General features: G+C 42.8%; 13 protein-coding genes. 6 read left to right on the forward strand and 7 right to left on the reverse strand.

What is annotated here, in order from left to right; genetic code table 11:
- The first annotated feature begins 15 nt into the window (after positions 1–15).
- Complete coding sequence (locus AACR11_RS06325; RefSeq protein WP_005451956.1) at positions 16–492, forward strand: GNAT family N-acetyltransferase; 477 nt, start codon at positions 16–18, stop codon at positions 490–492.
- Between the two features lie 113 nt (positions 493–605).
- Here AACR11_RS06325 and AACR11_RS06330 read toward each other — a convergent pair whose 3' ends face one another.
- Both AACR11_RS06330 and AACR11_RS06335 read right to left on the reverse strand, forming a co-directional pair.
- Positions 606–1,637, reverse strand: a complete 1,032-nt coding sequence (locus AACR11_RS06330; RefSeq protein WP_029789731.1) for a Solitary outer membrane autotransporter beta-barrel domain — start codon at positions 1,635–1,637, stop codon at positions 606–608.
- Between the two features lie 772 nt (positions 1,638–2,409).
- A complete protein-coding gene (locus tag AACR11_RS06335; protein WP_029789729.1) occupies positions 2,410–3,351 on the reverse strand; it encodes a CorA family divalent cation transporter in 942 nt (313 codons plus the stop codon).
- 426 nt (positions 3,352–3,777) lie between these two features.
- Between AACR11_RS06335 and AACR11_RS06340 the strand changes: the two genes are divergently transcribed.
- Positions 3,778–5,211 (forward strand): bifunctional NUDIX hydrolase/phosphatase PAP2 family protein, encoded by a 1,434-nt coding sequence (locus tag AACR11_RS06340; RefSeq protein ID WP_029789728.1) that lies wholly within the window; start codon positions 3,778–3,780, stop codon positions 5,209–5,211.
- Positions 5,212–5,265: 54 nt separating this feature from the next.
- On the opposite strand, the gene AACR11_RS06345 is transcribed toward AACR11_RS06340, so the two are convergent.
- Entirely contained in the window at positions 5,266–6,075 is an 810-nt protein-coding gene (locus tag AACR11_RS06345) for a Cof-type HAD-IIB family hydrolase (RefSeq protein WP_005451965.1), read from the reverse strand.
- Between the two features lie 164 nt (positions 6,076–6,239).
- On the opposite strand from AACR11_RS06345, the gene queE reads away from it, so the two are divergent.
- Complete coding sequence (gene queE / locus AACR11_RS06350; protein WP_029789727.1) at positions 6,240–6,890, forward strand: 7-carboxy-7-deazaguanine synthase QueE; 651 nt, start codon at positions 6,240–6,242, stop codon at positions 6,888–6,890.
- A gap of 14 nt (positions 6,891–6,904) precedes the next feature.
- Positions 6,905–7,603, forward strand: coding sequence for a 7-cyano-7-deazaguanine synthase QueC (gene queC, locus AACR11_RS06355; RefSeq protein WP_029789726.1), 699 nt, complete (start codon positions 6,905–6,907; stop codon positions 7,601–7,603).
- On the opposite strand, the gene AACR11_RS06360 is transcribed toward queC, so the two are convergent.
- The 4 genes from AACR11_RS06360 to AACR11_RS06375 all read right to left on the reverse strand — a co-directional run bounded on the left by AACR11_RS06360 (position 7,560) and on the right by AACR11_RS06375 (position 12,112).
- Positions 7,560–9,527 (reverse strand): tetratricopeptide repeat-containing diguanylate cyclase, encoded by a 1,968-nt coding sequence (locus tag AACR11_RS06360; RefSeq protein ID WP_029789724.1) that lies wholly within the window; start codon positions 9,525–9,527, stop codon positions 7,560–7,562. The two genes, queC and AACR11_RS06360, sit on opposite strands and share 44 nt — an antisense overlap.
- Before the next feature lie 191 nt (positions 9,528–9,718).
- Positions 9,719–10,072, reverse strand: a complete 354-nt coding sequence (locus AACR11_RS06365; RefSeq protein WP_005451971.1) for a DUF2750 domain-containing protein — start codon at positions 10,070–10,072, stop codon at positions 9,719–9,721.
- Positions 10,073–10,178: 106 nt separating this feature from the next.
- Positions 10,179–10,799: an OmpA family protein gene (locus AACR11_RS06370; RefSeq protein ID WP_005451972.1), complete on the reverse strand. Its 621-nt coding sequence runs from the start codon at positions 10,797–10,799 to the stop codon at positions 10,179–10,181.
- A 2-nt stretch (positions 10,800–10,801) separates the two neighbouring features.
- Positions 10,802–12,112, reverse strand: coding sequence for a TolC family outer membrane protein (locus AACR11_RS06375; protein WP_009696936.1), 1,311 nt, complete (start codon positions 12,110–12,112; stop codon positions 10,802–10,804).
- 404 nt (positions 12,113–12,516) lie between these two features.
- Here AACR11_RS06375 and AACR11_RS06380 point away from each other — a divergent pair, with 404 nt between their 5' ends.
- Positions 12,517–14,712: a tandem-95 repeat protein gene (locus tag AACR11_RS06380; protein ID WP_189338787.1), complete on the forward strand. Its 2,196-nt coding sequence runs from the start codon at positions 12,517–12,519 to the stop codon at positions 14,710–14,712.
- A 1-nt stretch (position 14,713) separates the two neighbouring features.
- On the forward strand, positions 14,714–14,869 hold a 156-nt coding region (locus tag AACR11_RS29845), incomplete at its 3' end, for a cadherin-like domain-containing protein (protein ID WP_416316090.1).

Below are 14,869 nucleotides of genomic sequence, written 5' to 3' on the forward strand. Positions count from 1 at the left end.
TTGGCTTCTTTTCCTATGTCTACTTTTGTAATCAAACCAGCGCTTTTTGACGATCTTGAACAACTCAATGATTTGATGTTCGAACTGCATGATGAGCACCATATCCAATCTCCAGAGCTGTTTAAAACCGCAGAAGAAATCGAACAAGAAAAGAGTATTGCTCGCTATCTCGATAATCCTGAATGTTTGGTGTATGTCGCTAGAGTAGAGGGTGAGATCGTCGGCTTTGTATCTGGGCATTTCTGCGAGCTTATCTCTACGGTTAGTAAACCTGTCATGATGGGAAGTGTTGATGAGCTATACGTCTTACCCGAATATCGTAAGCAAGGTACCGCAAAGGCTTTGATTGAAAAGATAGAGGCGACATTCGTTGATTATGGAGTGAAACAGATGTTTGTTGAGGTTTGGGACTTTAACCAGACAGCGATTTCTCTCTATGAGAACCAAGGTTTTGGGCATCATATTCATTGGTTAAGAAAGTCGTTAGCATAAAGCTTGGAAGTATGGTGTTTAAGGAAATGCTAACCCATACATTCAGCACAGGTGGAAGTAAGGCTATGATCAGTATCGTTTTTTACAAACCGTCAACGGTAAAATAATAGCGTTTATTTATTAAAGTAAAGCTGGATACTGCCACCTCTCAGGCTCGAACCAAAGTTTAAATTTACACCTACGCCAAAGTTGTCTACCCAATCAAAAGGTTTTGGCGAATAAAACAACCATCCTATAGAGGCTTCGTAATAATGAGGGCTACCGAGTTCATTGTTTAAATCACGCGATAAGTCGACTCTTTTTATCCCACTAAACAAAGCTTGCTTGCCGTGGTAGATGTTGTAGTAACCTGTGACTTCATTAGACAGGTACCATCCTTTCGGATTGCCTATGTTACCGTTATTTGCGCTACCCCAACTACGACCAATAAATGAATTTAATGTAGAGCTCACATGCCATTTACCCCAGTTAGTTGGTTGCGTGTACTTGGCTTTAACTGACGGCTGGATAATAGCAGACCATGCAGAAACATTTACAGCGCGTCCGTCTAGGAATTTTCCAATGATGAATGACAGAGCATTGTCGGTGGAGAAGGAGTTTTCATAACGCATGAGGTGTGCGGTAGCTCTGGTGCTTAGTGTGATCTTCTGGTTTGCTTTATGTATGTAGCCATACCCGATCGATGTACCGTATGTGCTTTCTTTTAAGGTATCTTTGCTTGTATCGAATAGTTTCAGATCATACTTCGTTTTTATCGCGAAGGCTTTAAAGGATAATTCGTGCGAATCTTCGCTATCCTCTATCTTAAAGTTGGTTGTGTAAGGTAAGACATAAACGGACTTGTTTCGCCGTTCATTGACTGATTCCTCGGTCCCAAGTTCTGAATTGGCGGTATCAAACAACGAATTGGGGTCAAAGTCTCCAATACCAAAAGCGATTGCATCGGTATCGGACAACAAGACAGCCACAGAAAAGCGTTGTTGGAGGAGCTTACTGATATCGTTGTCCAACGAGTCGGCTTGGCAAGAGGTATTGAAGATGAAACCAATGGATAGCGTGGTAGTGATTGCGAACCTACCATTTAGCTTTTTAGTGTCAGTGCTGCTTCGATTAACCGATACTTTCATTGGGTTAGATTTAGTCATCCATTTTCTGTCATTATATGATTCAAGTTCAATGAACTATTAATGAGATCAAATGTTTTAGTTGTTGCAATTTAATATTAGGCGTAAAGATGCAGAATGCACCAGAAAAGGAAAGAGTCGTGAACACATATATATGAACTCTTTGAGAGTCGTCGTACTCTAATCGGTTGCGAGGTTCCGCAAGGTGGGATGTTATAAAGCATCTGTAAAGTCTGCTGGATGCTTACCAGTTCTTCATGTTCGTAGGCTCAATACGATAAGGATGTAAAAGAGAGGGGCTCGTACCTTATTTCTCCCCCTTTCACGGTTGGACTGAAGTAGTTTTGATCTTACTCAACGAAGCTGGAACGCTTTTTCATAGAATGCATTTGGCTCATGTGATTAGCTAACAGGATTATTATGAATAAGAACTTGCTCAAAGCGCTGTTGCTGTTTTTCTTGATGACAGGTTCGGCTCGTGCAGAAGCTATTACTGTTGGTAGTGTTAATCCTAACCTTTACGAAGATACCTGTCTTAGTGCTGTATTTGGTTTCTGCAGTTTCGATGTTCGAAAGCGATTGGATCTTAATTCGGATGCGAGTCGTGGAGAGATTACGAAAGCTCCATGGGGTAGGGTTCATATACATTGGCGTGCGCGCTTAAGTCACATATTCAAATAACGAGGCTTTGTTCATTCATCTTTTAATTGATGTGATACCAAGCCTCTGTATTCAAACGGTTAGGGGCTTTTTACCGATTGTACATAGTCAGCGTTTTGTGATTGTTGGATTGTTACTCATGCTTGCTAGTGAAGCCTAAGTGCTTTAGTAGAATCACTTCTAGCCCAAAAATTACACCAAGAGCCACGCAAAACCATGTGAATGCCGTAGCAGAGTCTACACCAGGCATGCCACCGATATTGATGCCCAGTAAGCCAGTCAAAAAACTGGTTGGTAGGAATATGGTGGCTACTAAGGTGAATAGGTAGCTATTCTTGTTAGTCTTTTGTTCTCGTCTATGTCTGATTTCTTCTTGAAACAATTCAACCTCGCCAAGAAAGAAGTCGATTGTCTCATTGATCCGGATGATGTTGTTATGTGCAAATCGATATTGGTGTGTTCTTGTTGCGACTAACGGTACGTCAGACTCTATCAAATCTCGAATTGCGTATTGTTGTGGGCGTATAAATCGCTTTATTGATATCAGTGCTTTTTGTGCGGATATGTGATTATAAGTTGATTCATCACTTACATCGAACCCATTTAACGTGTTTTCAATAAAGTCTAAATAGGTATCAATTTTTCCATTAAGTCCATCGATTACGTGGTTTAACAAACTGGCTAAACTCTGTGGTCCCTTTTGTTCTGCGAGGGCTTCTCTGATATCCATGATTGCTCGAGATGGGGTTTTACGTGTTGAGATTAATGCGCCGTTGTAATAAAGGATTCGGATACTGAGCATGTCTTCTGGTGAAGCGTTGGCATTCATATTGACTCCGCGCAAAATGAGCAAAAAGTTCTCCCCATCTAATTGATGGAAAGAGGGGCGACTCTCGTCTGCAAGTAGATTGTCTATTGTTGCTCGTGGTATTGCGTTGAGCGATAGCCAATCTCGGATCGCGAAGTGTCCTCTTTCGCAGTGATACCAATGATTAGTTTCTATGGTGTCAGTTGAGTTCTCTTTTTTAGTTGGTCTTTCATTCGAAAAATCCCAATGTTCGATCATGAAACTCATATTTGCGTCCTTGTCATGGCGGAAAGAATATTTGCGTGTTTTCTCATAATCAGTTATCAGCAGCATACCACATATGTTTTTTCGCAGTGTCTCTCCATGGGAATACAGTCGAGATTCCTTGTAATGAAGATCAGGGCGTAAGAGGTTATTTTATCATTGATCATAAGCGCTCTTTTGTTGTGTCATTTCTGAGAACGCGTAAAATCCATATAAATTACCCTGACGTTAAATTAATATAACTGGCAAAATTGCAGCCAATGTTTCGAGTTATGTCTGATTTCTGTCAGAATTATTTTGAAAAGTATCATTAAGTCTTTTTTGACATGTTCGCCAAATGTACAACTGGTTACTTAATTTATGTCGAAAAATATTGGCAACCCTGCCATCATGACGGTGTGATTCTTCCTCTTTTAAAGGTTGTATTTTGTGCTGAGACAGTTGTTTTTTCTCATCCTGTATTCCATTTCACTGTTTGTTTCTCCTTTGTCTGCCGCGAATCCTCTTCCAGAAGATGTGAAAGGGGCGCTTTGTGTTGTTCGCGCAGATAACAAATTAGTATTAATCCACGAGATATTAACGAATAAAATTTCCCTTCCTGGTGGCACCATTATTCAAGGTGAATCGCCTAAACTTGCTGCGCAGAGAGAAACGTGGGAAGAAACCGGTTTAGTTGTTACTGTTGGTGAAGAGTTAGGTAGAACAGATACTGCTGTTTTCTTTGATTGTGTATCGGATTCAGACGTAATTGCGTTTTCGATGACCAATAAAATTGATGGTAATGAGTTACCTATCTGGTTTGCTCCTCATTATGGCGTTGAAGTCGCTTCTGCGATGCTAGTGAGCCCGAGTAACATGTCAGCCTCTTTGTACCGTTATCCTGAGCAGTGGAAAGATGTAGGCGAGTTCTACACTAGAGCGACTGAACAACCTGTCGTTTATGTTGAACAGTTAATTGAGTCAGCGCCCAATTTCCGTCAACTGGAGTTGTCTTGGATGATGGATCTACAGAGTTGGGTAGGTTCGTTTTCATCGAGTAGTCGTGATACGGCGTGTGAAATCGCAGACCTAATTACGAGTTTGAGCAATCCAACATTTTTGTTGTTCTTGTTTCCATTCGTGATGATGCGTTTCGATAGTCGTTTTGTATATCGGCTGTTCTTTGCTGTTACCGCAACTTCGTTGATGACTCTCGTGGCTCAACAGGGGTTCTCACTACCAAGACCGCATGTATATGTACCAATGGCAGAGTTAACTCAAAGCTTTGGCTTTAGTTTTCCAAGTTTGCCGGTAGCGGTGTGGTTTTGTGTGATGACGTTTATGTTCCAAAGAACAAATACCTTTGGTCTAAACCGAATCACATTGCTTGTTGCCCTTGTGACTTTGACCGTACTGGCTTGTAAGTTCTTCCTTGGTACTGCATTTATCCTAGATATGTTGATTGGTGCTTTGTTGGGGTCTTTGGTTGCATGGCATGTGCTCCGACTCGAAGGCAACCCCGATGTGGACGTAGACAAGTTACTGAGTTCAAAAAGTGTTTGGTTTACGATGACTGCGATTACCGCAGTGATTTCTGTCATTTGGCCGTTGCCCGTATTTACTAGCTGGTTAGCGATTCTGATTACTGCGTCAGCGCTGGTGATGACCTTCAAAGAGTCAGAAATACGTTTTGACCGTCAACAGATGTTGTTTGTGATTCTGGCGTTATTGCTGGTTGAGCAATTGTATCTTTACTTGAGCACAACGGTTTCATTTAGCGGATTTTGGTCTTTGGTGTTTAGCACCTTCCATTATCCTCTATTGATGCTGACATTTATTGTGTTAGCGAGAAAACTAACGTGTAAAAACAAGCACGCAGAGTAATAAAAAACCTCGCTTAATAGCGAGGTTTTTTAATTGGCGTTTGCTTCAGATTTGTTAAGCGTTCAAAACGAATTTCTCAATAGACTTTGCTACGCCGTGTTCATCGTTGCTCTCAGCGATGTAGTCTGCGATTTCTTTTGTCTCTTCCATCGCGTTCGCCATTGCAATACCAAGACCCGCATATTGAAGCATGTGATGGTCGTTCTCGGCATCGCCCATACAAATCACTTCTTCAGCTTTGATACCTAAGTATTCTGCGATTGCTGAAACACCGATGCCTTTATTACTTGATGGATTCAAAAACTCTAAGAAGAACGGTGCGCTTTGTACTACGGTGAATTCTTCTCTTAGATCTGACGGTAGCGCTGCTATCACTTCGGTAAGTTTGCTTGGCTCTGCAACCATCATCGCTTTGATGATGGCGTGATCATCAGAAAGTGACTCGAAGTTCATTTCAGTGACATCAAGACCATTAATTTTTGCCTCGATATCAGTGTATGGGTTGTTTTCTTCAGTAATTAAACCGTGTTCTTGACTGAATGCATGAACGTACGCCCCAAGTTCTTTTGCTTTGCGAGCGATTTTCTTTGCTGCTTTACCATCGATGATTTGCTGGTGGATGATTTCATTGGTGCCAATGTTCTTCACCATAGAACCGTTGTAATACAGTACAAAGTCTTTATCAGAGTTGATGTTCAACTCATCCAATTTGTCTTGCATACCTTCAAGAGGGCGACCTGATGCAAGTACAACGGTCACACCTGCTTGACGAGCCTTAGTGATGGCTTGCTTGTTCTCTTCTGAAATTACTTTGTCGCTGTTTAGCAACGTACCGTCCATATCTAGGGCGATCAGTTTGTACATCTTTACTTACCTTAAAAATTGGGAACTCGTGTATGAAACTACAAAAAGACCTATTTTAACAATTTATTTTTGGTTTAAATTGACCTGAGTGCGCCTCTCCATTAAGGTCTTCGCCTCGAAGTATTATGAGTTGAGTGAGTTCTACGTTGTATAAGCTAAATGAGATGTTTGAAACCATCCAAGGGGAAGGGGTTTTCACTGGTGTGCCAGCAGTTTTCGTGCGTTTGCAAGAATGTCCGGTAGGATGCTCTTGGTGCGATACAAAGCAAACTTGGTACGCAGAAGAGAAAGACCAACGCCAGATTGGCGATATCTTGGTGAAAACAGAGGACTCCCCAACATGGTGTTTCGCTTCAGCACAAGACATCGTAGCAGAATACAAAAAGCAAGGCTTCAATGCTCAGCACATTGTGATCACTGGCGGTGAACCCTGCATTTATGATTTGCGTGATTTAACCGCAGCATTTGAAGATATGGGTTGCCAGTGCCAAATTGAAACCAGCGGCACTTCAGAAGTCGTTACTTCAGAAAATACTTGGGTGACCGTGTCACCTAAAGTCGCGATGAAAGGTAAATTGCCTGTACTTAAAAGTGCGTTGGAGCGCGCAAATGAAATTAAGCATCCTGTTGGCACACAAAAAGATATCGATCATCTTGATGACTTGCTTACGATGGCCGATATAGACTCAAAAACCATCATCGCTCTGCAACCAATTAGCCAAAAGCCAAGAGCAACACAGCTTTGTATTGATACTTGCGTGGCACGTAACTGGCGCTTGTCAGTTCAAACTCATAAATACTTAAGTATTGCTTAAGCTCGGAGAAAAAGATGAAAAAAGCAGTTGTTGTTTTCAGTGGTGGACAGGACTCTACAACATGTCTGGTTCAAGCGTTAAAAGAGTTTGATGAAGTACATGCAATCACATTTGATTATGGTCAACGTCATAAGTTAGAGATCGAAGTTGCGGAAAAAGTAGCAAAAGATCTTGGTGTTGCTGCTCATAAAGTCATGGATGTAGGTCTTCTGAACGAACTAGCAATCAGCTCTTTGACTCGCGATGACATTCCAGTTTCTCATGAACTTCAAGAGAACGGTTTGCCGAATTCATTCGTTCCGGGTCGTAATATTTTGTTCCTAACGCTAGCTGGCATTTATGCATACCAAATTGGTGCTGAAACCGTTATTACTGGCGTGTGTGAAACCGACTTTAGTGGTTACCCTGATTGCCGTGATGACTTTGTGAAAGCGATGAACAGTGCTTTAGTAAAAGGCATGGACCGTCAGTTCGACATCAAAACACCGCTGATGTGGCTAAATAAAGCGGAAACATGGGCGTTGGCAGATCAGTACGATGCGTTGCAACTGGTCCGTGAAAGTACTCTAACTTGCTACAACGGAATCATTGGTGATGGCTGTGGTGATTGCCCGTCTTGCGATCTGCGCAAAGCGGGCTTAGATGATTACCTGAATAACAAAGACACTGTTATGCAGTCGTTGATTCAAAAGCAGAAAGCGGAAGATCAATAGGCTCGTTATAAGCATCAATCACGGCATCATGCCCATTTCTTTTTGATTGATACAAAGCTTGGTCTAATATCGAATACAGCTCATCAAAATTACTAAGTGGTTTTGATGTAGAGAGATAGGCCAAGCTTGCTGTGACACTGACCGAATGACCGTCGTCTGTTTTTATCTGCTTTTCTGAGATGGTTTTGTGAAGGCTTTGAACACGAAATGGCACATCAATTTCATCCACATTCTTTAGTAACAAGATAAACTCTTCTCCTCCAATACGTCCCAAATATTCTCCTTTATTTAGTTTAGATTGAAGTGACTTACAGACTTGAGTTAGGACTAAGTCGCCTACTGGATGCCCGTATTTATCGTTAATCAGTTTAAAGTTGTCTAGGTCGAATAGTGCAAGTACGTAGCGCATATCATCTGGCGCGCTGATCGATTGAGAACGGATTTTCTCGATGATTGAACTCCGATTCAGGGAGCCTGTTAACTTGTCTAAACGAGATTCCATCTTTATTTTTCGTAGAGCAAAGAGTGCGACCAACAAAACAGCGAGTAACACAAATACTACAAAGTTGTACGCTCGCTGTTGCTCGGCAAGCTTTTTAAGCTCAAGCAGTTTTAAGTTACGTTCGTTGTCAATTTTTACGAGTTGCAACTCATATTCATATTCACTTTTCGTTAGGTCTAGCGCTTCGATTGCTTTTACATTGTTGGCATCTCGGTTTGCTAACTCCAACGTTGCGTACTCGCGGTAGTGGGATAGAGCTGTTTCATACTCATTCTGTTGTTGGAAGATTTGCGAGAGTAACAATTGAGATTTTGATTGCAACGCGGTCGTTGAGTTCTTGTTTGCCAACTCTAACGCGGCATTCGCGTGTTCTAGTGCTTCTTTCAACATGCGGTATTTTAGGTAAGCGAAGCCTGCCGCCAAGTGACTTTCAGTTTGTAAGCGTTCGTTTTCGTACTCTTTGCCCAACTCTAAAGCGTTTTTAATATGGGGAACGGCGCTTTTTAAGTCACCAGAATCGACGTAGGCAGAACCAAGCCCAAGATAAGTTAGTCCTTTGCCGTATGGGTAATTCAGTTCTTCGAGTAGTGTTAGCGCATTCTTATAGTGACTGATGGACTTCTCGTAATCTTTAGATTTGTAATACATGGATGCCAAGCTATGTTCCACTTGAGCAACTTCAAGAGGTGTGGCTTCTAATTGTCGAGCAAGTAGTGCTTGAATTAGGTATTGTTCAGATTGTTCGAATTGACCTAGTTCACTCAGCAAATTACCTACATCGTTATAAACACCTGTGGGGTCGCTTTGCGCTGGCATTTCATTAATGAGTCGGCGGTACAAGCTAAGTGCAATATCGTATTCGCCACGGAAGTCGAAGTTGTTTGCGATTACACGCAGCGCAAGATCTGCAGGAATACTCTCTTTGTGGTCGTTAGTTAAGTGGTTATTAAGCGATGAGCAGAAAAAGTTAGCCTTGTGGTACTGACCCTGTTGATTGAGGGTGTAGCAAAGCTGGTAGTTCATTAACGCTTTTGTTTCTATATCTGCGCGCTGTTTAGCACTTTGCAGTAATGAGGTGAACAAGTTTACTGCAGCGTCGTAGTCACCCTGTTTGCGTTCTAACAGTGCTTGAATGTACTTTGATTCCAACTTTGCAAAGTGATTTTCCAGAAACTGACTGCTACCAAAGTAAGGCTGGTTGATATTCGACATGTATTCGTAAATCAAACCACTGACGTATAGCTTCTCACTATTAGAGTCAGCAGTGTGGTATCTGTCTTGAAGCATGTGGAGCGCAGATTTGGAATTTGTTTTCATTGTAGCTAGATAAACAGAATGCCATTGAGTGATGCTTTGAGTGTCACTTGCGTTTGCTTGACTGCCTAATAGGAGAGACGCAAGCAAAGTAAGCAGCGTACGCATAGTGATGTAACCTTATGTTATTGCTATATTGTTTGTTCAGTATGATATACCAATTGGAAGTGAGTCATTGTGACAAAAGCCGAAGGGTATAGATAGTGGGGTGATGAAAACTATGCGCTCGGTCGAGCTTTACATCGAAAAGGTAAGTAATAGAAAAGAAGACCCCAGCACGGTGCTGAGGTCCTAGGGAATTAGCCTACGTATAGTTTCGCTAGATCTTGAGGTTCAACCTCTTTACCTTCTAGCTGTGCATTCCAGTTTGTGCCAACAAGAACGCCGTCTTCTGCAAGAGTTAGTAGCCAATCTTCAACAAAGATATCTAGTGGGATTTCTAGTACTTCGAAATCTGCCCATTCTTCAACGTTGTGTGCCTGCGCATCTTCTTTAGATGACCAGAAAGGCATGACTTCGCTGTTTTCGAATTCAGTTGAATCGCAAGATAGCCAACCTTCTTCATTGCGTAAACCCCAAACTAGTTGGTTTTCTTTAGTTTCAGCAACGAAAAGGTCAAGGTTTGCTTGGATATCTGATGTAAGTTTGCTCATTTCAAAACTCTCATTGTTATGACGCGAGTAGGTTAACACTAAAGTGCCGATTCCAAAAGCATAATACGGTTTAACAAGGTTGAAAAACAAAAGGAGCCGAAGCTCCTTAAAGTGTGTTCTCTGGAAGGGTGGTAAATATTGTCCACTCTTTTTTAATTTCACCTTTGTAGCCTACAACAGAGGCCGTTACACGACGGTTAAGTGCGTGGCTCACTTCGTCTGTTCCTTGTTGAGCAAGGTGAGTATCGCCATAGCCAACAATTCGAACGCGATCCGGTTTGATGCCGTAACCTAATAACGCAGAGCGCACTTTATTTGCTCGACGTTTTGATAGGTCTAAGTTATGAGAAGCGCCGCCTACCTTACTCGCATAGCCATGTAGCTCGATAGAGGTTGTCGGGTATTCTTTGAGAAACTCAGACAACTGGCGAATTTGGCGATGGAATACAGGGTTAATTTCATCAGAGTCGTTGGCGAACAATACACGGACTTGCATTTGTTCAGACGACTTTATGTACTCACCGCAACCATCATTGTCGATCTCTGACGTTGCCGGCGTATCAGGGCAAAGGTCCCTTGCGTTAATCACACCATCATCATCGTCATCTTGTAGGTCTGCAATTTGCTGAGCATTTGGTGTTTGCATGTATTCATACTCGTCTTCCGCAAATGCTTGGTTTGCTGCGACGATAAGACCCAACGAGAAAAGAATCTTTACTGCTTGCATAATTAGTACTCCACCTTCTGATTCCACTCAGTTGGAACATCAACGCGAAGCGCATTCAATAGTTGACCAGTCGCATTCATCACACGGTATTTGGCGTATTGTTCTGCGTACTTCGCGTCCAAGTAGTCTTTGCGAGCTTCAAACAATTCGTTTTCTGTGTTCAATAAGTCAAGTAGGGTACGTTTACCAATACGGTATTGTTTTTCGTACGCAATAACTGTCTCAGAAGCTGAATCTACGTGATCGGACAAAAATTGTTTCTGTTGTTGTGTCAGATCCAGTGCACTCCAAGAAAGGCGTAAACCTTCTTCTACATTTCGATATGCGCGTTCACGTAAGTCTTTTGCTTTGTTCAACTGGTAGGCGAAACTTTCGGCATTTGCAGAGTCACTGCCACCATTGTATAGGTTGTAACGCATACGCAGCATCGCTGTTGTTTCATCACTGTTTCCTTCGACACCAGCTGCGTCATCACGCCATGTTTGCGAAGCTTCTACAGAAACTGTTGGGTAGTAGTTACCTTTAGACTGTTTGTACTGGAACTTAGCCGAATCAACATCCGCTTTTGAAATCTTAATCACTGGGTGAGAATTAAATGCCAAATCAATCGCATCATCTACTGTGTAAGGAATGAAGTTTTGATCTGCGCGAGGGAAGATAAGCCCTTGCGGAGCTTGACCTACAAGACGTGTGAAGATCGTGTGCGTATCAAACAAGTTGTTCTGAGCAGCTACCAAGTTACCGTGTGCTTTAGCTAAACGAGCTTCTACTTGCGTTAAGTCCGCTGTCGAACCAATACCTGAATCTACACGTTTCTTGATATCTTGATAGATTTTCTTATGCACTTTCAGGTTATTTTCAGAAAGCGTCAGTACTTCATAGGCTTTAACGGCATCCAGGTAGACTTTAGCTACCTCTAATGCTTTATCTTGAGCATCTGCTAATAATTGGTAACGAACGGATTCAGCATCCGCAGCAGTACGGTCAATGTCGTTAAGCGTCGCTGAACCATCCCAAATAAGCTGGGTTAGCGTAATTGTCGCTTCTTTTCGCGTTAAATCAGTAGACTTACGATTACTCTCTGCTGGGTTTATCCCTTCATATCCGACGCCTGCATCTAGGTCGACAGAAGGAAGATAAGCACCGCTCGAGGCTTCATTCACATACCGCTTACTTACGAATTCATTAAACGCACTTTTGATGTCTGGGTTGCTAATAAGTGTATTTTCAACCGCTTGCTCAAGTGTTTGTCCGAAAGCAGGGCTAACGGCAAGCACACCAAAGCATATGGCGTTGGCACGAGTCCACTTCACTTTGTTTCTCCTAGATTTAGTCATGTCTGAAGGCGAGAAATTGTTCTTATAAATAGGGACAACTCTATAGGCGTCAATAATCTAACGCACAATGCTATTAACAATCAACTATGTGACTAGTTGCTATAATTAATATTGAATATTTAGTTTTACACTTTATGAGCTGTTGTTCTAATTATTTTCTGGACAAAGATCATATTTTCAATGATTTAAACAGAATTAATGACCGTATCTTTGTGATCTAGTCCCAATAAGGTCTTAGATACACTTTTATAGGTAATATGTGACTCAAAAGTTGAAATTAAGTGTTAATGCGCTGTTATTGTGGAATGTATTCGGGCAATATATAGCTAATAAGTATCATTGGTCAAAATGTTGACAGTATTTTTATGTCAGAGGTTTATATGGATCGTACTTCCTTAGTTCCAGTTGGTGAGCAGTTAGTCGTAATAGATTTGAATGGGCAATTGAAGGTTCTTGCCGAGAATGAGCGACCATTACCGGGCGAACTGATTGTTGCAGTCATCGAAGATGAACCACAAAAACTTCAAGTTAAAGTTGCAACAGAAGAAGACGAGCAAGACATCACTCAAGATGTTGCTCAAATTATTGACGCTCTTAGAGACGGGCAAGACCCGACATTACTGAATGAAGAGTTTGCCCCAGCTGCGGGTGAGAATGCCGGCTCCAGTTTGCAAGAAAGTGGGACTGTTGAGCGTACAGGAGCAGAAATACTTGCTAGCACTTTGTTTGAAACGACGGGTATCGCAGCACTAGGTTTGTCTGAAACTCAAAACCTATCGCTCGCGGATCTTATTTTGAACGCAGCAAATTCAGATAATACATCGCCAGCAATCAACCCTCGTCCTCCGGTTGCTGAAGATGACAGCGTTTTGACCGATGAAGACGCTTCGGTTTCTATCGATGTATTGGCTAACGACCAAGACGCAGATAGTGATTCACTAAGTATTGAATCGGCAACTGTTCCGGCAGAACAAGGCACAGTAGAGATTATTGATGGTAAGTTGATATTCACACCTGCAGAAGACTTTAACGGTGAAGCGACGGTTACTTATGTAGTAACAGATGGCACACTAACTGATGAAGCCACGGTTACTGTAACGGTAAACCCGATCAACGACGCACCAGTGGCAGTAAACGACACTGTTACAACAGATGAAGATACCGCCGTTACTATTGATGTACTTGCGAACGACAGCGATCCAGAAAACGATACGCTGACTATCACAGCGGCGTCAGTACCAACAGAGCAAGGTACGGTGGCGATTGTTGACGGCAAGTTGGTCTTTACACCTGCTGAAAACTTCAATGGCGACGCAACAATTAGCTACACCATCTCAGATGGTCAGCTAACAGACGATGCAACAGTTGCGGTGACGGTTAACCCAGTTAACGATGCGCCAGTAGCGGTGAACGATGCGGTCTCTACCGATGAAGACACCGCGGTTACTATCGATGTATTGACGAATGACAGCGATCTAGAGAATGACCAATTAACCATTACCAATGCGTCAGTACCTGCAGAGCAGGGTACAGTGGCGATTGTTGACGGCAAGTTGGTCTTCACACCTGCTGAAAACTTCAATGGCGACGCAACGATTAGCTACACCATTTCAGATGGTGAGTTAAGCGATGATGCAACAGTTGCGGTGACGGTTAATCCTGCGAATGATGCGCCGGTAGCAGTGAATGATGCGGTCTCTACCGATGAAGACACTGCGGTTACTATCGATGTTTTGGCAAACGACAGCGATCCAGAAAACGATACGCTGACTATCACAGCGGCATCGGTACCAGCAGAGCAAGGCACCGTTACCATCGTGGATGGTAAGTTGGTCTTCACACCTGCTGAAAACTTCAATGGTGATGCAACCATCAGCTATACCATCTCAGATGGTCAGCTAACAGACGATGCAACAGTTGCGGTGACGGTTAATCCTGTGAATGACGCGCCGGTAGCAGTAAATGATGCGGTCTCTACCGATGAAGACACTGCGGTTACTATCGATGTGTTGGCGAATGACAGCGATCCAGAGAATGACCAATTAACTATTACCAATGCGTCAGTACCAGCAGAGCAAGGCACCGTTACCATCGTGGATGGTAAGTTGGTCTTCACGCCTGCTGAAAACTTCAATGGCGACGCAACCATCAGCTACACCATCTCAGATGGTCAGCTAACTGACGATGCAACGGTTGCGGTGACGGTTAACCCAGTCAACGACGCACCAACAACAGATGAAGACACTGCGGTTACTATCGATGTATTGGCGAACGACAGCGATCCAGAGAATGACCAATTAACCATTACCAATGCGTCAGTACCTGCAGAACAAGGCACCGTTACCATCGTGGATGGTAAGTTGGTCTTCACGCCTGCTGAAAACTTCAATGGCGACGCGACGATTAGCTATACCGTATCTGATGGTGAGCTAACAGACGATGCAACGGTTGCGGTGACGGTTAATCCAGTGAATGACGCACCAGTGGCAGTAAACGACACTGTTGCAACAGATGAAGATACTGCGGTTACTATCGATGTTTTGGCGAATGACAGCGATCTAGAGAATAGATGGTAAGTTGGTCTTCACACCTGCTGAAAACTTCAATGGCGACGCAACCATCAGCTACACCATCTCAGACGGTCAGCTCACAAACGATGCAACAGTTGCGGTAACGGTTAATCCTGTGAATGACGCGCCGGTAGCAGTGAATGATGCGGTCTCTACCGATGAA

It is taken from the genome of Vibrio sp. L85, from assembly GCF_963871815.1.
GTDB lineage: Bacteria > Pseudomonadota > Gammaproteobacteria > Enterobacterales > Vibrionaceae > Vibrio > Vibrio harveyi.